The sequence below is a fragment of the Dyella dinghuensis genome, assembly GCF_003977615.1.
In the GTDB taxonomy this organism is placed as follows: domain Bacteria; phylum Pseudomonadota; class Gammaproteobacteria; order Xanthomonadales; family Rhodanobacteraceae; genus Dyella_B; species Dyella_B dinghuensis.
Window position 1 is genome coordinate 68,059 of the sequence record NZ_RYZR01000005.1, and the last position, 18,088, is coordinate 86,146.

The following is an 18,088-nucleotide window of genomic DNA, read 5'->3' on the forward strand; positions in this document are numbered from 1 at the left end:
ATGAAACCCGGACTGCAGTTTCGACTCAATCAGCAACTGGCTCTTACGCCCCAATTGCAGCAAGCCATCCGGCTACTGCAATTGTCGCAACTGGAGCTGGCAGCGGAGTTGCGTCAACTCGCAGAGAGCAATCCCCTGCTCGAATTTGAAGAAGACGCCGACGCCGATCAGGAAGAGCTCGACGGCGAAAGCGACATCGATAACGACTTCGACATTCCCACCTCGTCCGCGAAAGAAACATCCGCGACGAGCGAGAACGACGAGGCCCCGGAATGGACCGAAGCCGATATCGGCTCGGACGAACCGATCGACTTCTCCTCGAGCAACGGCAGCAGTAACAGCAGCAGCCAGAGCAATCGCGACGATGACGGCATGGAGCCGCAGAACGCCGCACCGGAATCGCTGCAAGAACATTTGATGTGGCAATTGAACCTCACGCCGATGGATGGGCGTGCCAAGGCGATTGCCACCGTGCTTATCGACGCACTGAATACGGACGGCTATTTGGGTGAAGGCCTGGATGCCGTTCTCTCCGCACTGCCGCCGCATCTGAAAGCCACGCTGGATGAAGTGGAAGCCGTGCGCCGCCAACTGCAGCGCTTCGATCCTGCCGGCGTCGGCAGCATCGATCTGCCAGACTGCCTGCGCGCCCAGCTGGAGCAGTTCGACCCAAGCACGCCCTATCTCGATCTCGCACTGAAAATCGTCCAGCACGAACTGGAGCTGCTGGCGCGCAACGACATGGGCAAACTCGCCCGTCGTCTGCACGCCAGCGAGGAAGACACCACCGCCGCCGCCATCCTGATCCGCAGCCTGGACCCGCGGCCCGGCGCCGCGATGGATACCACGCCGGTGGAATACGTCGCGCCCGACGTCTATGCGCGCAAGGAAAGCACCCGCTGGCGCGTCTTCCTCAATCCGGACAGCCAGCCGAAGCTCAGCCTGAACCAGCATTACTGCAGCCTTATCGCCCGCGCACGCAGCGATGACGCCAGCTGGATGCGCGGACAGCTCCAGGAAGCACGCTGGCTGATTAAAAGTTTGGAGTCGCGTGCCGAAACACTCTTAAAGGTGGCCGACGCCATCGTGCGCCGGCAAAGCGCGTTCCTGGACTACGGTCCGGAAGCGATGCAGCCGTTGGTGTTGCGCGAAGTGGCCGAAGAGGTGGGTATGCATGAATCAACGATTTCACGTGTAACGACCCGCAAGTACATCCACACGCCGCGCGGCACGTATGAGCTGAAGTATTTCTTTTCAAGCGGTGTCTCCACGGAAGATGGCGGCAGCGCATCCGCAACGGCGATTCAAGCCATGTTGCGCAAGCTTGTCGACGGTGAAGATCCGCGCAAGCCGTTGTCCGATCAGGCTCTCGCTGAAGAACTTCACGGCAAGGGCATTCAAGTTGCACGTCGTACAGTCGCGAAATACCGAGAAATTCTGCGTATTCCCAGTTCAAGTGAACGACAGCGTAGTAGCTGAATACTTACTACCTACGCAAACGTAACAACTGGGAACTTGCGACTAAACGGAACGTTCTTATATTCAAGAGTAAGGTCTAGCTTCATGGTGCAAAAACCGTTTCACGGCGGTTCGCGCATCAGTCCACGCCGCCCAGGCGGCCTGCCAATGAAGGAGGCGCATCATGCAACTACAACTCAGTGGTCAAAAGATCGATGTCACACCGGCTTTAAGGGAACATGTGACAGCCAAACTCGATCGATTGACTCGCCTCGACGACCGCATCGTCAGCCTTAACGTCGTTCTTTCGGTCAGCAAGCTCCAGCAACGCGCTGAAGCCACTATGAACGTCACAGGCAACTCGCTGCACGCCGAAGCCATCGGAACGGACATGTACGCCTCGATCGACATGCTTTTCGACAAACTCGTGAACCAGCTTCGTCGATACCGTGAAAAGCTCTGCGACAAGCACCAGCATGAGGCTCGCGAGATTCGCCAAGCCGTTTAATACGCCCCAGCCCGCCCCACGCCGGGGCGGGCTCCCGCCCTGCTCCAAGCCGCGCGATGACGCGCCGCAGCGCACAAACTGGCACAATGTTCCTGCCGCCGCCTCCTGCCCAGGTCACCTGGCGGCACAAAGGAACGCTTTTGGACCGCCTCACCGCTCGACAACTCTATGACGACATCCATGAGCGCATGGCGCTCCGATGGGTCGCAGGTATGCGCGGCGAAACGCGCGTGCTGGAGTACGGATCCACGCCCGCCCGGCGCCCGTCGCTGGTGGGTTATCTCAATGTCATCTACCCGAACAAGATCCAGATCGTCGGCACGGAAGAGCTGAGCTACCTCGACGGCCTGGATTCGCGTCAACGCTGGGAAGTGATCCACAAAGCGGCCGCAACGCATCCGGTCGCTTTCATCGTCACCAAGGATCAAACCATTCCGTCCGACCTGCGCGAAGTGGCGGAAGAAACCAATACGCCGTTGTGGATCAGCTCCAAGCGCGGTCACGAATTGCTTACCTGGATGCAATATCACCTGGCGCGCACCATGGCGCCGCGCATTACGCTGCATGGTGTGTTGCTGGAAGTGTTCTCCATCGGCGTGTTGATCACGGGCGAGGCGGGTTCGGGCAAAAGCGAACTTGCGCTCGAGTTGATCAGCCGCGGACATCGCCTCGTTGCCGACGACGCGCCCGAATTCACCCTGATTGCACCCGACGTCATCGACGGTGCCTGCCCCGAACTGCTGCAGGATCTGCTGGAAGTTCGCGGCCTGGGCATCCTCAACGTTCGCGAGATGTTCGGCCACACTTCGGTGAAGACATCCAAATATCTGCGCCTCGTCGTGCATCTGAAACCGATGCGCGAAGGCGATCATTCCGATGCGCTCACACGTCTTACTGGCGACGTCGGTCATCGCGAAATCTTCGACGTAAAAGTGCCGATGATCACCCTGCCCGTCGCGCCAGGCCGCAACTTGGCGGTGCTCGTGGAAGCGGCGGTGCGCAGCCATATGCTGAAGAGCAAGGGCATCGATCCGGCCATGAGCTTCATGGATCGGCAGGCTCATCAAATGCAACGACTTCCACCCTGGTGATGTCATGAACGAGAACGGGAGTTTCATGGCTGCCGAGGATCCGAATGCCATCCATCTGGTCGTGCTCACGGGCATGTCCGGCGGCGGCAAGACGGTAGCGCTGCGCGCGCTGGAAGATCTGGAGTTCTACTGCGTCGACAACCTGCCCAGCGCACTGCTTCCGGAGTTGGTGGAAGCAGCCACGCGCGGCGACAACCGCCGCCGCCGGATCGCGGTCGGCGTGGACGTGCGCAATCGCGACGAAGATTTTCATCACATGCCGCAGGTGCTTTCCGCGCTTGCTGCCAATGTGCACGTGCATCTGATCTTTCTCGATTGCAGCGATGCGGTACTGACGAAGCGTTTCTCGGAAACGCGGCGGCGTCATCCGCTCGCATCGCGCCGCATGTCGCTGGCCGATGCGATTGCGCAGGAACGCCGCCTGCTGCGTCCGCTGATGGCGATTGCCGAACGGGTGATCGATTCCAGCGATCTCAACGTGCATCAGCTGCGCCGCCTCGTCGCCACCGGTTATGCGCAAACGACAGCGGGTCTCACGCTGATGTTTCAATCGTTTGCCTTCCGCCGCGGACTGCCGCTGGATTCGGATTTCGTATTCGACGCCCGCTGCCTGCCCAACCCGCACTGGGAACCAACCTTGCGGCCGCTATCGGGCAAGGACGGTCCGGTGCGCGACTTTCTCGATCAGCAGTTGCTCGTCGGCGAATACTTTGCCGACACCACGCGCTGGCTCGATGCATGGCTGCCCCGCTTCGAAGCGGACGACCGCAGCTACGTGACCATTTCCATCGGCTGCACCGGCGGCCGCCACCGTTCCGTCTACCTCGTCGAGAAGCTTGCCGCGCATTACCGCACTGGCCGCGAAAGCGTTCTCACTTTCCATCGTGAACTCGAGTGATATCCATGTTGTCACTAACAAACCCAACCGTAGCCGCTGCGCCATGACCGTCGGCGTGCTACTGATGACCCACGAGTCGGTCGGCCAGGCGCTGGTGAAAGCAGCACGTCATGTGCTGCCGAAGCTGCCGCTGCGTGTCGCCACCGTGGAGGTACCGGCTCGCGCCGATCCGGATGTGATGCGCACGCTGACTGCCAAGCATGCGCGTGAACTGGATCACGGCGATGGTGTGCTGGTGTTGGCTGATTTATACGGCGCCACGCCCTGCAACATCGGGCTGTCGTTGAGTACGGTCGGAGTAAGGCTACGCTGTGTATCGGGTTTGAATCTTCCGATGTTGCTGCGTGTTCTCAATTACGCCGACAAGCCGCTGGATGAACTTGCTGAAATCGCGGCCAGCGGCGGCCGCGGAGGAATTTTCATAGACCATGCTTGAAAAAGAGATTGTTGTCTCCAACAAACTGGGCTTGCATGCCCGCGCATCGGCGAAGCTGGTGCAGCTCGTGCAAGGTTTCAAATCCACCGTCTGGTTGATCAGCAGAGGCCGCGAAGTGAATGCCCAAAGCATCATGGGCGTGATGATGTTGGCCGCAGGTATCGGCACACCGCTGACGGTTCGCGCCGATGGCCCGGATGAAGACGCAGCGCTGAAAGAAGTGGTGGCGTTGTTCGATCGCAAATTTGACGAAGGAGCGTAAGCATGGTGCAAGGCACGGACAACGGAAAGCATGAAGCGCGAAACGCCATCTCTGTGGCGCAGCGCGACCATGTTTCCAACGCCCGTTCCCTGCTCGCCATTGCGCCCTCGCTGGAACATTGCCGATGAGGCAAATCCTCTCCGGCACCATGGCAGCGCGCGGCATGACCCTCGGTCGTGCACGGCTGGTTCAACCCAGTCGCTATCAAGTCGATACGCGCCCGTTGACAGAAGAGGAAATTCCTTCCGAACTTGAGCGCCTGCACGGCGCACTCGCTACCGCGCGTCATGAGTTGCATGAACTGCGCGGCAAACTGCACGGCGCTTTGGCGCGCGAGGTGAACGAATTCATCGATGCGCACAGTTTGTTGCTCGATGACGCCGAGCTGTTACGCGGCCTCGATGAAATGATCACCATCGGCCGCTATCGCGCCGGCAACGCGCTGAAGAAACAGCGCGACCGTCTTGCGAACGTCTTTGCGGCGATGGACGACCCGTATCTGCGCAGCCGCATGGAGGACGTCGACCAGGTGATCGGCCGCGTCGTGTCCGCCTTGCAACGCCAGACCAGCGCCGAAGAACGCAAACTGGCTGCGCGTGTCGGCGAGATTCTTGTGGCCGACACACTGGCGCCTGCCGACATGGCGCATCTGGCCGGCAATGGCCTACTGGGCGTGATCACCAGTTCCGGCAGCCCCTATTCGCACAGCGCCATCCTTGCACGCAGCTTGAGCCTGCCGATGCTGGTGGGTACACGAGACGCCTTGTCGACCATTCACGACGACGATCTGATCCTGCTCGATACCGAGCACGGTGAAGCCGTCGTGCATCCCACGGCGCAGGATCTCGCCCGCTATCGCGCATGGCAACGCGAAGCGGCGGCAGAAGGGCGCCGGCTGGCGAGTCTGGCCAACGCACCGACGCGCACGCGCGACGGTATCGACGTGCGGCTGCTCGCGAATGCCGAATCCACCACCGACGTCGCGCTCGCGCGATCGCGCGGCGCCGATGGCATCGGTTTGTACCGCACGGAATTCCTGTTCCTTCGCCACCGGCACCTTCCGTCCGAAGACGAACAGTTCATCGCCTACCGCGATGTAGTGCTCGGCATGGGCGGTGCGCCAGTCACGATACGCACACTCGATCTTGGTGCGGACAAGGCCGATGCCGCCGGATTGGTGGTTCGTGGCGAAGAGAACCCCGCACTCGGTGTGCGCGGTGTGCGTCTTTCGTTGCGTCACCCGGCTGTTTTCACGACCCAGATTCGCGCCATTCTGCGCGCTGCCTGCTATGGCCCGGTACGCGTGCTGGTGCCGATGGTGACGCAGCCGGATGAATTGATCGCGGTGCGTACGCTGTTCAAGCTGGCGCGGCAGGATCTCAAGCGCGAAAACATCGACCTACCGGAAAAACTTCCGCTGGGCGCCATGATCGAAGTGCCTGCCGCCGCGATCAATGTGCGCGCACTGCTAGAGCACGCCGACTTTCTCGCCATCGGCACCAACGATCTCGCGCAATATGTACTCGCTGCCGACCGCGGCAACGATGCGCTGGAAAACATCTACAACCCGCTGCAGCCCGCACTGTTGCGATTGCTTTCGCACGTTATCTCGGCAGGCCGGCGCGCGGGCAAGCCCGTCAGTCTGTGCGGTGAAATCGGCGGCGATGTGAATTTCACCGCGCTGTTGTTGGCGTTGGGTCTGTGCGAATTCAGCATGCATCCGAGTCAGATTCTGCACGTACGCGATCGCCTCGCTACGCTGGACCATGCACTTCTGCGCCGTCACGCGCCACGACTGATTCGCGCGCACACGCACGAACAAGCCGAAGAGTTGCTAGCCAGTCTGGTGCAGTAACGCGTAAGCCGTCAGACCGACTGCAGGAACGCTTCCAACGCAGCGCCGCGGTATTTTTCCCGATGCAACAGAATCGAAAGCTTGCGGCGTAAATCCAGGAACGGCGTTTTCAGCGCAACCAATCGCCCAGTGGCGACAGCATCGACAACGGCCACTTCCGGCAGGCATGCAATGCCCAGTCCCGCCGTCACCGCTTGCTTGATGGCTTCGATCTGATCGAGCTCCATCACGGTTTCGCCCGGCGGCAACTGCGCCAAAGCGCGCTCGCTGGTCGTGCGCGTGGCCGAGCCCGGTTCGCGCAATACCCAACGTTCGCCCGCAAAATCTTCGGGCTTCAGACTGCGTTTGCGAGACAACGGATGATCCGGCGGTGCGCACACAACCAGCGCGTCGTCACGCCACGGCCGTACTTCCAGCAGCGGATGCGTGACGGGGCCTTCCACGCATCCCACATCGAGACTGTGATCGAGCATCGCTGCAGCGATATCGCCCGTATTCGCCACCCGAAGACGAATGGCGACCTGTGGATGCGCGCGCACGAAGTCGCCCAGCAGTTCACCCACGCGATAGTTGCCGACGGTATTACTGGCACCGATGCGCAGGTCGCCCGCGAGCGAGACAGTTTTGCCCGCGGCCCGGCGTCCAAACTCGGCGTGGCGCTCGAGTAGCTCCTGCGCCAGCGGCAGCAACTCCCGTCCGCGCGGGTTTAGGCGCAACCTCCCGCGCTCCCGGTCGAACACGGGCGCATCCAGCTGACGCTCCATTTCGGCCAGGGCCATGCTGGCTGCGGGCTGGGTGAGGTACAACCGCTCGGCAGCAGCGCGGACGCTGCCGTGCAGGGCGATTTGCACGAAAACCTCTAACTGCCGCAGGCTGACGTTTAGCATCAGCTTATTTTATACATTTAATTAGATATTTCAAATTTTCTTTATCGATGGCGGCACGGACAATACGTCCAAACCCGAGGTATCCCGCCATGAACGCCACATCCATCCCCATGAAGAACATCCCGACCCTTCGCCTGAACGTATCCGGCCTTCTGCTGGCCGTCGGCATCTCCCTGGCGGCCTGGTGGCTCGGCCGCGCCGTGCCGCTCATTGGCGGCCCGGTCTTCGGCATTGTGATGGGCATTCTGGTGCGCAACCTGCTCTCGCCCAGCGAGACCTTTACGCCCGGCATCCAGTTCGCCAGCAAATACATCCTGCAGTGGTCGATCATCGCCCTGGGATTCGGCCTGAGCCTGACTCAGGTCGCCAAGACCGGACTGGAGTCGCTATCGGTAACGCTGGTGACGATGACCACCGCCTTCGTCACGGCGCTGGTGCTGGGACGCTTGATGAAGGTGCACAACAAGCTGCAGGTGCTGATTGGCGTCGGCACGGCTATTTGTGGCGGCTCGGCAATTGCTGCCATCACGCCCATCATCAAGCCTGACGATCACGACACGGCATTCGCGATCTCGACGATCTTCCTGTTCAACCTCGTCGCGGTGCTGCTGTTCCCGTTGCTCGGGCACATGCTGCATCTTTCCGATCTCGGCTTTGGACTATGGGCGGGCACGGCGATCAACGACACATCATCGGTGGTTGCAGCGGGCTACAGCTACAGCACGGCCGCGGGTGACTACGCCACGATCGTGAAGCTGACGCGTGCAACGCTGATCATTCCGATCTGCCTGATTCTTGCGATCGTTGTCGCCGTACGCGAAAAGCGCGCTGCCAAGCAGACGGGCGTCACCGGCGACTTCAGTCTCGCCCGCATCTTTCCCTGGTTCATCCTTTGGTTCCTGGTGGCATCCGGTTTGCGCACGGCAGGTTTCGTTCCGGCATCGTTGCTGCCAGTGCTGCACATCGCGGCGGAGTTCATGATTATCGTTGCGCTTACCGCGATCGGCTTGTCTGCCAATTTGCGCAAGATGGCATCGACCGGCGTACGCCCGATTCTGTTGGGACTTGGTGTGTGGGCAGCAGTGTCGATCAGCAGCCTGCTGGTGCAACTGGCCATCGGACAACTTTGAAACGCTGTGCTCCCTCTCCCCTGCGGGGAGAGGGCTGGGGTGAGGGGCCAACCTAGCGTCACCACCACGTCGAAGCGCAATTGCGATGCCACCGCATCGCAAGATTGACCCCTCACCTCAATCCTCTCCCAAGAGGGGAGAGGAGGAAAAGAGTCAGCGTCCCTGCTCAGCCAGCGTCAACGCGACCTTGTCACGCAAATACACTGGCAACGCGAGTTCAGGTGCATGTGCACGGCCAGCTTTGAACTCGCTGACCGCCAACGTCGCAACGTGGCGAGCCTGGGGATAACGCGCACCATCCGCAGAGCGAGGATCGATACCCAATCTCTCGCGCAAAGCGCTCGCATAAGTAGCCCAGCCCGTGCCGACAACGTGCCACGTATTGGCCTGTGGCAATTGCAGCGATTCGGCTGTGCACACGCGCTCTTCGTCCAACGCAATCAATCCGCCGTTGTCGTCGCGCCGATAGCTGACCGCATAGATTTCGCCCATGCGCGCATCGATCACCGCAAGAATGGCCGCATCGTCTTCGGGCGCTTCAAGCGCCAGCGCCGCGAGCGAAGAAATGGTCACCACGGGCAGATCGAGCGCCATGGCCATGCCTTGCGCCAGTGACACCGCCAGACGCACACCGGTAAACGCGCCAGGCCCACGACCCACCGCAATGCCGTCCAACGCATGCCTGCTGATGCCTGCTTCGGCCAGCAGTTCGTCCGCCATCGGCAATACGCGCTCGGCGTGCCGACGCGGCGCCAGCTCGGTGCGGGCAACGACGTCTTCACCGTGCACAAGCGCAACGGAGCAGGCTTCAGTCGCAGTTTCGATGGCTAGCAGGTTCATCGTCGCATTCTCGCACTTGTGCGCGCTCAGTACCGCTTCGCTTTAGGGTTGTAGTAACTGGTGTCAGATGCATCAAGCAATTGACGCATGGCCGGCCCAACGTGCTTGAACCCGTGCGCGGCGAGCACTTCTTTCTTGCCAGGAATATCGTACTGACCGGATACGCCCGGATGCGGCCGGCCATCGGCAGGAACATCTGCCGGACGCGGAAGTTGTTCGGGCCAGTGCTGCGCATGCAACGTCAGTGCGGGACACCAGTGACGATTGTCCGGATGCACCGGCTCGCGTTCCTTGATGTGGATGATCCCGCGTTTGTCGAATTCTTTGACGAAACCCTGATAAAAATCGTACTCGAGCGTGTTGTCGATCGTCGGCTGAACCGCATCGAGCATCGTGAAAAAGCGCGGATCGTTGCGTGCGATAAAAAACTGCGTCGACAAGGTGTGCTTGCGCTTGACGTAAAAATCGTTGCCCACAGCGCTGGCGATCGATGCCAAGCCCAGCTTCACTTTTGCAAACGGATGATGCAACCGACGCCACTGCGGGCGTTGATCGGTGCTCCATGTCGATGCAGCAAGATGCGCCTCCGGATGACGATCCAGCAGATCGATATAGCGCGTGATGATCTCCTGGTTGAACACCCAGGTGTCGGCTTCGATATGCAGCAGATACTGCGGGTTGTAGATCTCCACCGCCGCGCGACACGACTGCTGCAATAGATTCAGCGCACCATAGATGATGGTGCGCGGCTGGCAACGAACCAGCACGTCTTCCATGTGCGGTTCATACGTCGGGTCGGAACACGCATGGACGATCGGCCATGGCGCGGCATAGTTGAGCTTGATGATCTCCTGGTTGATTCGCGCGCAATCGGGCCGCTCATGGTTGGTCATGCACACGACCACCCTGGGACGCGGCGTCACCGTGGCTGGCACGGGCAGACCGGCGGTCGCGATATCGACTTCGTTCCTGATTTCCATGCGTGAGCGGTCGCCCTGTGCGAGAGTCGTCAAACCAGCTGGGCACTATAACGGAAGCAGACCGGCGCCCCGCTGACGCCCCACCGGGCCAGTTTGCCCGCGTTTTGGCAGGCCAGCTCCGGCCCTTTACAATGGATGCTTTACGCCTACCCACGCGTGCCGGACCCGGCGCGCAAACGCGAGTCCCCGATGGAAAAGAGTTTCGAGCCCCGCCCGATCGAGTCGAAGTGGTATGCCCGCTGGGAAGCCAGCGACGTATTCCGCCCGTCCGGCCATGGCGAGCCGTACTGCATCCTACTGCCGCCGCCGAACGTTACCGGCACCCTGCACATGGGCCATGCGTTCCAGCAGACCGTAATGGACATGCTGATCCGCTACCAGCGCATGCGCGGCATGAACACGCTGTGGCAGGTCGGTACCGATCATGCGGGCATCGCCACGCAGAAGATCGTCGAAAATCAGCTCGCGGTGGAAAGCAAAACCCGCCATGACCTTGGCCGCGAACCCTTCGTCGAACGTGTGTGGCAGTGGAAGGACGAATCCGGCTCCACCATCACCAATCAGATGCGCCGCCTTGGCGTCGCGGCGGACTGGTCGCGCGAACGCTTCACGATGGACGAAGGTCTGTCAGCTGCTGTGCGCAAGGTGTTCGTCGATTGGTATCGCGCCGGTTTGATCTATCGCGGCAATCGCCTGGTGAACTGGGACCCTGTGCTGGGTACGGCAGTGTCCGATCTTGAGGTGAATAACGTCGAGCGCGACGGCCACATGTGGTCGATTCGCTATCCAGTCACCGGCAGCGACGAAAGCGTTGTCGTCGCCACCACGCGTCCGGAAACGATGCTGGGCGACGTGGCAGTGGCCGTGCATCCGGACGATGAGCGTTACCAGAAGCTGATCGGCAAGATGCTGACGTTGCCGCTTACCGGCCGGCAGATTCCGGTGATCGCCGACGACTACGTCGACAAGGAATTCGGCACCGGCTGCGTGAAAATCACGCCTGCGCACGACTTCAACGACTACGCCATCGGCCAGCGTCACAAGCTGACGCCGATTGAGATCTTCACGCTCGACGCGAAGGTCAACGCGAACGCGCCCGCGAAATATCAGGGCATGGATCGCTACGAGGCACGCAAAGTCGTGCTCGCTGATCTCGAAGCGGCTGGTCTGCTCGTCGAAACCAGGCCGCACAAATTGCAGGTTCCGGTGAGTCAGCGTTCCGATGCTGTGATCGAACCGATGCTCACCGATCAATGGTTCGTCGATCTCACCAGCGACAAGCAGAAAGATGGCCGTCCCGGCGGCCGCAAGGCGATCACCGAACCGGCGCTCGACGCTGTGCGTTCGGGCGAGGTCAAGTTCGTGCCGGAAAACTGGACGACGACGTACACGCAGTGGTTGGACAACATCCAGGACTGGTGCATCAGCCGCCAGCTGTGGTGGGGCCACCGCATTCCTGCGTGGTACGACGAAGCGGGCAACATCTTCGTCGGCGAAGACGAAGCCGACGCACGTAAGCACGCGACCACCGCACCGGTCGGCGCACTGAAGCAGGACGAAGACGTGCTGGACACATGGTTCAGCTCAGCGCTGTGGCCTTTCTCCACGCTCGGCTGGCCCGCCAACGGTCCGGTGAAGAACGAGCGCGGCGACGTGGTCGCAAACTGGGAAGCCGACAAGATATTCCTGCCGAGCGCAGTGCTCGTCACCGGCTTCGACATCATCTTCTTCTGGGTCGCGCGCATGGTGATGGCGACCAAATACTTCACGGGCAAGGTGCCGTTCCGTGAGGTGTACATCAACGCCATCGTGCGTGATGCGGAAGGCCAGAAGATGTCCAAGTCCAAGGGCAACACGCTGGACCCGCTGGACCTGATCGACGGTATCGAACTGGAACCGCTGGTGGAAAAATCCATCAAGTCGCTGCTGATTCCGCAGGTGCGCGAGAAAGTCGAAAAACGCATCCGCAAGGATTACCCGAGCGGCATTCCCGCCATTGGTACCGACGCGCTGCGTTTCACCTTCGCTGCGCTGGCAAGCTACAGCCGCACCATCAACTTCGACATCAAGCGTGCCGAAGGCTACAAGGCGTTCTGCAACAAGTTGTGGAACGCGGCGCGCTTTGTGTTGATGAATCTTCCGGAAGGCGAATTGCCCGCGCCATCCGGTGCGCCGGCGACGGAAGCAGAACGCTGGATTCTCACACGCCTGAAGCAAACGCTGGGCGAAGTCGAACAGCATTTCATCACGTATCGCTTCGACTTGCTTGCGCAAGCGCTTTACGAGTTCACCTGGAACGAGTTCTGCGACTGGTTCCTCGAATTGTCCAAGCCTGCGTTGAACGGCGATGATGCCGCTGCTGCCGCGTCCACGCGCCACACGCTGGTCGTGGTGTTGGAAACTGTCTTGCGCGCGCTGCATCCGATCGTGCCGTTCATCACGGAAGAAATTTGGCAATCGGTGGCGCCGAAACTCGGCATCAAGGCCGACGGCATTTTGCAGCGCTCATGGCCCAACGCCAGCGATATGCCTGCCGATGAAGCCGCCACGGCTGAAATCGAGTGGTTCAAGAACGTACTGAGCGGCATTCGCCGCATTCGTGCAGAAATGAATATCGCACCGGGCAAGACGATTCCGTTATTGCTTGCCGATGGTGACGCGACCGATCGCGCACGAGCCGCGAAGTTCGCTGCGCAGATCAGCTTCCTCGCACGTGTGGACGCGCCGCAGTGGATTGCATCCGGTGCTGACGAACCAGCTGCCGCGGCAGCCGTGGTCGGTTCGATGCGCGTATTGATTCCGCTCGCCGGACTGATTGATCTGAGTGCCGAAAAGACGCGTCTCGCGAAAGAAATCGCACGCATCGAAGGTGAGATCAAGAAATGCGAGAACAAGCTGGGCAATGCGAACTTCGTCGCTAATGCGCCGGCTGAGGTGGTGGCGCAGGAGAGACAGCGGATTGCCGACTGGGGTACACAGGCCACGGCGCTGCGAGAGCAGATGCAAAAGCTCGGTTGATCGCTTCCGGAAAAGAAAAAAGCCCGCGTTCCTCACGGACGCGGGCTTTTTTTGCTCGTCATTCCGGCGTAGGCCGGAATCCAGTAACGGATGAGCTGAAAAATTCGGAAGAATATGGAGCGCTTTCGCCACTGGATTCCGGCCTACGCCGGAATGACGGGCATCAAGGAACATCAAACTCCAACGCCATCACAATGGCATCTTCGCGCCCGTTGTGCGCCGGGTAGTAACGCGGACGCCGTCCGATTTCGCGAAACCCCATCGATTCATACAACGTCTGCGCATTCGGATTCGACGGCCGGACTTCCAGAAACACGCGTTCGGCGCCGTTCCATCGTGCGATATCAAGCAACCGCTTCATCAGATGGCGGCCGAAACCTTGCCCGCGCTGCAGCGGATCGATGCAAACGTTGAGAACATGCGCCTCACCGGCACCCACTGACAAAATGCCGTAACCGATGATCTTGCCATCCATGCATAGCACCCACGAGGGGTGTCCCGCGCGCAGGCAGTCGCCGAAGATGCCTAACGTCCAGGGAAAATCATAGGAACCGTTTTCAAGTTCGCTGACGCGCGGCAAGTCCTCGCGCCGCATAGCGCGCATCTCCAGCGAGGGACGCGCCACGGCAACCATCAGGACGCCCCGGAAGCTCCCAGCGCGCGACGCATGCTACGCAACGCATGCCACAGACGGCGCTTGGAAGCGGCTTGAGAAAGCAGTTCATTGGGTGCATCGGCGAGGACGATATGCGCATCGCGCATGACGTCGGCCGGCAAGGCACGCCCCAGCGCGTGCGCCTGAGGCTCTCCGAACACGAGATACGCCTGAGCGTGTGGTACCTGCATCGCATCGGTCACTTCGATGCGTGCCGCGCGGGCGAGACTCGGCCCGAAAGCGCACAGCGCACGCCCAAGCAGATCTAGCTCACGCACTGCACACCCATGCGGTAGCACGACTACCACGCTGGTGCTGGACGGCAGCTCCATCGTTACCGGTTGTGCGATGGGTTCAACCACCGCCGTCGCACGCCGCCGCCACGACACCACGCCCAGCGCGCGAAGCACGCGCGAGCGGTGCGCAGGACTGGCGACGAGTGCGTTCATGCCACGCTACGCCGCGGACGTTTGCGATGCATAGCCAAACCCCACAGCGTCACCACCGGTCCGGATAGCAGATACAAGGTAAATACCACCAGCAACACGCGTGGCGGATCCACAAAGAACGGCACCAGAACCAGCACCGCGATAAGAATCCATAGAAACGGCACGCGCCCCATCGGCAGGGATTTGAAACTGTAGTAGCGGAAATTACTAACCATCAGCAAGCCGACGATTACCGCCATGAACGGCGTGAACTTGTCGAGCGTGACGCCGGACACTCCGAACTTATCCATACTCCAGACGAAAGACATGCACACTGCCGCAGCGGCCGGACTGGCCAACCCCTGAAAATAACGTTTGTCGATGACCTTGACCTGGGTGTTGAAGCGCGCCAGACGCAGCGCTGCGCACACGGCGTAGATAAACGCCGCCGCCCAGCCGATCCTGCCCCACGTGGCACCGTACTCGCGCAGGTTCGACAGCGACCAGTTGTACATCACCAGCGACGGTGCCAGGCCGAAACTCACCAGGTCCGACAACGAGTCGTACTGCACCCCGAATTCGCTCTGGGTATTGGTCAAACGCGCGACGCGGCCGTCCATGCCATCCAGCAGGGCAGCCACAAACACCGCAATGGCGGCATCCGTAAAACGGCCATCGATGCTGACGACGATGGCGTAGAAGCCGGCGAACATGGCGCCCGTCGTAAACAGGTTCGGCAGGAGATAAATACCGGGGTGCCGCGGCGGCCGGACTGGCGTGATGTCGCTCATGTATCAATCCGAAACGTGATGCCGTCAGTGTAGCAGGGTGCTGCGAATCGCCTCCCCGGATCGGGTGCGCCCTGGCGGGCACAAACCGCTTCAACTCCCTGTTTGTCCACGTGCCGCTTTAGCGCATTTACCCAAACGGGACGCAAGCAGAACGTGCAGAAAAGCACGTTCTCACGATTCCGGTACCTTCGGCGCTTGAGTCCTGACGACGCCAGCTGTTAACTAGTGCACCGCCTATACACCCGCCCCGGAGTCTGCCCATGCGTCGCCTCTCGTTTGCCCTTGCGCTTCTGCTGGTCGCGCCGATTGCCTCTGCTCAGGTCTACAAGTGGGTCGACGCCAAGGGCACCACTCATTTCTCCGAGAGCCCGCCGCCGGCCGGTACTAAATACAGCCAGGTGAACATCGCCGCGTCCGACTCGGAAGCCGCCGCAGCGTCATCGACCGCTTTGCCCGTAAACGCACCTAACGTTCCGACCGACAGCGGCAGCCAGCCGCAGCTCATGACCGATACGCCCCAAAACCGGGCCAAGCTATGCACCCAGCTCAAGGGAAGCATCGACGCCCTTACGGGCTCGGCCCCGGTCGTGGAACAACAGAACGGTCAACAAACACTGCTGAACCCCGATCAGCGCAAGCAGCAACTGGACGCCAGCCAGTCTCAATACCAACTGTACTGCGCGCAATAAGCACCTTTTCGCGCCCTCTTCCGCGAAGGGAAGAGGGAACGGCGGGCGGCCCGCTATAATCGGCGCTTTACCCCTGGATTCGCCGCACATGCGCCTTAGCCAATTCCACCTGGCCACCGTCAAGGAAGTCCCTGCCGACGCCGAACTCACCAGCCACAAGCTGATGCTTCGCGCCGGCATGATCCGCAAGCTCGCCTCGGGTATCTACACCTGGTCGCCGCTGGGCCTGCGCGTGCTGCGCAACGTGGAAAAAGTCGTGCGCGAGGAAATGAACCGCGCCGGCGCCATCGAAATGCTGATGCCCTCCGTGCAGCCGCGCGAGCTGTGGGAAGAAACCGGCCGCTGGCAACGCTTCGGCAGCGAGCTGCTGAAGATCAAGGACCGCAAGGAGCAGGAATTCTGCTACGGCCCCACGCACGAGGAAGTGGTCACCGATTTCGCGCGCAACGAGCTTAAAAGCTACAAGCAGCTGCCGGTCAATTTCTATCAGATCCAGACCAAGTTCCGCGATGAGATCCGTCCACGCTTCGGTGTGATGCGCTCGCGCGAATTCCTGATGAAGGACGCCTATTCGTTCCATCTCAACCAGGAATCGCTGAGCGAAACGTATGAGGTGATGTATCAGGCGTATTCGCGCATGTTTACGCGCCTGGGCCTGAAGTTCCGCGCCGTGCAGGCGGACACGGGCGCCATTGGTGGCAACGCCAGTCACGAATTCCAGGTGCTGGCCCATTCGGGCGAAGACGCCATCGCGTTCTCGGATGGTTCGGAATACGCCGCCAACATCGAAAAAGCCGAAGCATTGGCGCCTGCCATCAGCCGCCCTGCCCCGAGTGCAACGTTGCAGCGCATGGATACGCCGCGCGTGCGCACCGTCGACGATGTGGTTGCGCATTTCGGCATCACGCCCGACCGCGTGCTGAAGACCGTGCTCGTGCGCGGCAAGGAAGGCCTCGTTGCGCTGTGCCTGCGCGGCGATCACGACATCAACGAGGTCAAGGCCAACAAGCTGCCCGAGTTGCCCGACGAATCCGTGCTGGCGAGCGAAGAAGAGATTATTGCCGCCATCGGTGCGCGTCCCGGCTTCATCGGTCCGGTGGCGTTGCCCGATTCGATTCCCGTCATCGTCGATCGCAGCGCCGCGGCACTCGCCGATTTCGTCTGCGGCGGCAACGCCAACGACACCCATTACACCGGCGCCAATTGGGAACGCGACGCGCGCATCACACGCATCGAAGATATTCGCCAGGTCGTGGAAGGCGATCCTTCGCCCGATGGCCACGGCACCTTGCACATCGCACGCGGTATCGAGGTCGGCCACATCTTCCAGCTCGGCAAGAAATACGCCGAAGCACTTGACGCGACCGTTCTGGATGACCAGGGCAAGAAGCAGGTCATGCTGATGGGTTGTTACGGCGTCGGCATCAGCCGCATCGCCGCCGCCGCCATCGAACAATGCCATGACGATGCCGGCATCATCTGGCCCGAAACCATGGCGCCGTGGCGTGTGGCGGTGTGCGTGATCAATCCGAAGAACGCTCCGGAAGTGAATGCCGCTGCCGAATCGCTCTACAACGAACTCACCGCACGCGGCATCGATACGGTGTGGGACGATCGTGGCCTGCGCCCCGGCGCCATGTTTGCCGACATGGAATTGATCGGCATTCCGCATCGTGTTGTCGTCAGCGAACGCGGACTGGCTGCAGGCACGCTGGAATATCGCCGGCGCGATGCCGCTGAAAGCAGTGCCATCACGCGCGATGAGTTGTTCGAATTGCTGGGCTGAGCTCGGATTTCGCTCATCACAGAAAAAGCCGCCGCATGGCGGCTTTTTTAATCTCATCAGCATCAAAGCTCAGTAACTCGCAAGCCGCCCCTCCCCTACGTGCAGTAGGGGAGGGTTGGGGCGGGGTGAAGCCTTCAACCTCGCGGCAAGCTCGGACAACCCCACCCCGGCCCTCCCCTGTATGCAGGGGAGGGAGCAAATTCCAAGCAGCTAAGATTCCGCAGTAGCCTGCGTTTTCTTCGCGAATAAAAATAATCGCCCATTACCTTATTCACGCCCAAACGATTAACAAGCCTGCAATACGCAAATAGGATGATTCGTACAAATCGAATATTCATTATCTCATCGATATTGCTTTGCAATTCCGCAATATCTA

At 60.7% G+C, this 18,088-nt stretch carries 17 protein-coding genes; 11 read left to right on the plus strand and 6 right to left on the minus strand.

Annotated features, from left to right (window positions below):
• The 7 genes from EKH79_RS07855 (at position 1) to ptsP (ending at position 6,508) form a co-directional block, all read left to right on the plus strand.
• Positions 1 to 1,479 (plus strand): RNA polymerase factor sigma-54, encoded by a 1,479-nt coding sequence (locus tag EKH79_RS07855; protein WP_126673250.1) that lies wholly within the window; start codon positions 1 to 3, stop codon positions 1,477 to 1,479.
• Positions 1,480 to 1,642: 163 nt separating this feature from the next.
• Positions 1,643 to 1,966 carry a ribosome hibernation-promoting factor, HPF/YfiA family gene (gene hpf, locus EKH79_RS07860; RefSeq protein WP_126673251.1) on the plus strand — a complete coding sequence of 108 codons (324 nt, stop codon included), beginning with the start codon at positions 1,643 to 1,645 and terminating at the stop codon, positions 1,964 to 1,966.
• A gap of 140 nt (positions 1,967 to 2,106) precedes the next feature.
• Positions 2,107 to 3,057 (plus strand): HPr(Ser) kinase/phosphatase, encoded by a 951-nt coding sequence (gene hprK / locus EKH79_RS07865; RefSeq protein ID WP_126673252.1) that lies wholly within the window; start codon positions 2,107 to 2,109, stop codon positions 3,055 to 3,057.
• Positions 3,058 to 3,061: 4 nt separating this feature from the next.
• Positions 3,062 to 3,955, plus strand: a complete 894-nt coding sequence (gene rapZ, locus EKH79_RS07870; RefSeq protein ID WP_126673253.1) for an RNase adapter RapZ — start codon at positions 3,062 to 3,064, stop codon at positions 3,953 to 3,955.
• Between the two features lie 43 nt (positions 3,956 to 3,998).
• A complete protein-coding gene (locus tag EKH79_RS07875) occupies positions 3,999 to 4,391 on the plus strand; it encodes a PTS sugar transporter subunit IIA (RefSeq protein ID WP_126673254.1) in 393 nt (130 codons plus the stop codon).
• Positions 4,384 to 4,653, plus strand: coding sequence for an HPr family phosphocarrier protein (locus EKH79_RS07880; protein ID WP_126673255.1), 270 nt, complete (start codon positions 4,384 to 4,386; stop codon positions 4,651 to 4,653). The genes EKH79_RS07875 and EKH79_RS07880 overlap by 8 nt, the downstream gene beginning before the upstream one ends.
• Positions 4,654 to 4,777: 124 nt before the next feature.
• On the plus strand, positions 4,778 to 6,508 hold the full coding sequence (gene ptsP / locus EKH79_RS07885) for a phosphoenolpyruvate--protein phosphotransferase (protein ID WP_126673256.1): 1,731 nt from the start codon (positions 4,778 to 4,780) through the stop codon (positions 6,506 to 6,508).
• Positions 6,509 to 6,519: 11 nt separating this feature from the next.
• Here the strand turns inward: ptsP and EKH79_RS07890 are convergent, their stop codons facing one another.
• Positions 6,520 to 7,395 carry a LysR family transcriptional regulator gene (locus EKH79_RS07890; protein WP_126673257.1) on the minus strand — a complete coding sequence of 292 codons (876 nt, stop codon included), beginning with the start codon at positions 7,393 to 7,395 and terminating at the stop codon, positions 6,520 to 6,522.
• A gap of 89 nt (positions 7,396 to 7,484) precedes the next feature.
• Between EKH79_RS07890 and EKH79_RS07895 the strand changes: the two genes are divergently transcribed.
• Entirely contained in the window at positions 7,485 to 8,525 is a 1,041-nt protein-coding gene (locus EKH79_RS07895; protein ID WP_126673258.1) for a YeiH family protein, read from the plus strand.
• Positions 8,526 to 8,678: 153 nt separating this feature from the next.
• Here the strand turns inward: EKH79_RS07895 and tsaB are convergent, their stop codons facing one another.
• The gene (gene tsaB, locus EKH79_RS07900) at positions 8,679 to 9,365 is read right to left on the minus strand and encodes a tRNA (adenosine(37)-N6)-threonylcarbamoyltransferase complex dimerization subunit type 1 TsaB (protein ID WP_126673259.1); all 687 of its coding nucleotides are present in this window, start codon (positions 9,363 to 9,365) and stop codon (positions 8,679 to 8,681) included.
• Positions 9,366 to 9,391: 26 nt separating this feature from the next.
• Complete coding sequence (locus EKH79_RS07905; RefSeq protein WP_126673260.1) at positions 9,392 to 10,345, minus strand: hypothetical protein; 954 nt, start codon at positions 10,343 to 10,345, stop codon at positions 9,392 to 9,394.
• 189 nt (positions 10,346 to 10,534) lie between these two features.
• Between EKH79_RS07905 and EKH79_RS07910 the strand changes: the two genes are divergently transcribed.
• The gene (locus EKH79_RS07910; RefSeq protein ID WP_126673261.1) at positions 10,535 to 13,363 is read left to right on the plus strand and encodes a valine--tRNA ligase; all 2,829 of its coding nucleotides are present in this window, start codon (positions 10,535 to 10,537) and stop codon (positions 13,361 to 13,363) included.
• A gap of 163 nt (positions 13,364 to 13,526) precedes the next feature.
• On the opposite strand, the gene rimI is transcribed toward EKH79_RS07910, so the two are convergent.
• The 3 genes from rimI to pssA are packed head-to-tail and all read right to left on the minus strand — an operon-like array spanning position 13,527 to position 15,237.
• Positions 13,527 to 13,997 carry a ribosomal protein S18-alanine N-acetyltransferase gene (gene rimI, locus EKH79_RS07915; protein WP_126673262.1) on the minus strand — a complete coding sequence of 157 codons (471 nt, stop codon included), beginning with the start codon at positions 13,995 to 13,997 and terminating at the stop codon, positions 13,527 to 13,529.
• Entirely contained in the window at positions 13,997 to 14,467 is a 471-nt protein-coding gene (locus EKH79_RS07920) for a DNA polymerase III subunit psi (protein WP_126673263.1), read from the minus strand. The genes rimI and EKH79_RS07920 overlap by 1 nt, the downstream gene beginning before the upstream one ends.
• A complete protein-coding gene (gene pssA, locus EKH79_RS07925; RefSeq protein WP_126673264.1) occupies positions 14,464 to 15,237 on the minus strand; it encodes a CDP-diacylglycerol--serine O-phosphatidyltransferase in 774 nt (257 codons plus the stop codon). The genes EKH79_RS07920 and pssA overlap by 4 nt, the downstream gene beginning before the upstream one ends.
• 260 nt (positions 15,238 to 15,497) lie before the next feature.
• Here pssA and EKH79_RS07930 point away from each other — a divergent pair, with 260 nt between their 5' ends.
• Positions 15,498 to 15,926, plus strand: a complete 429-nt coding sequence (locus tag EKH79_RS07930) for a DUF4124 domain-containing protein (protein ID WP_126673265.1) — start codon at positions 15,498 to 15,500, stop codon at positions 15,924 to 15,926.
• 88 nt (positions 15,927 to 16,014) lie between these two features.
• Positions 16,015 to 17,712, plus strand: coding sequence for a proline--tRNA ligase (locus EKH79_RS07935; protein ID WP_126673266.1), 1,698 nt, complete (start codon positions 16,015 to 16,017; stop codon positions 17,710 to 17,712).
• Positions 17,713 to 18,088 lie beyond the last annotated feature (376 nt).